Below are 257 nucleotides of genomic sequence, written 5' to 3'. Positions count from 1 at the left end.
AGGCGGCCTTGGCCCCCTCAGGCGGCCTTGCCCTTGCGCTCGCGCTCGGCCATGGCGCCGGGCTGTCCGAGGCCGATGGCCTTGGCGAGGGCGGAGCGCTGCTCGGCGTAGCTCGGGGCGACCATCGGGTAGTCGGACGGCAGGCCGTAGCGGTCGCGGTAGCTCTTCGGGTCGAGGCCGTGGCTGGTGAGGTGGCGCTTGAGCGTCTTGTAGGTCTTGCCGTCGATGAAGCTGACGATGCCGTCGGGGCGGACCGA

The 257-nt window shown here is 71.6% G+C and carries 1 protein-coding gene; it reads right to left on the bottom strand.

Annotated elements, in window-relative coordinates:
• Positions 1–17: 17 nt before the first annotated feature.
• Positions 18–257 (bottom strand): MucR family transcriptional regulator (locus MKK82_RS20705; protein WP_243986662.1); only part of this gene is annotated, 240 nt, incomplete at its 5' end.

This window comes from Methylobacterium sp. E-046 (genome assembly GCF_022829625.1).
In the GTDB taxonomy this organism is placed as follows: domain Bacteria; phylum Pseudomonadota; class Alphaproteobacteria; order Rhizobiales; family Beijerinckiaceae; genus Methylobacterium; species Methylobacterium longum.
Note: the sequence above shows the minus strand (reverse complement) of the source record. Positions and strands in the feature narration are given on the sequence as shown.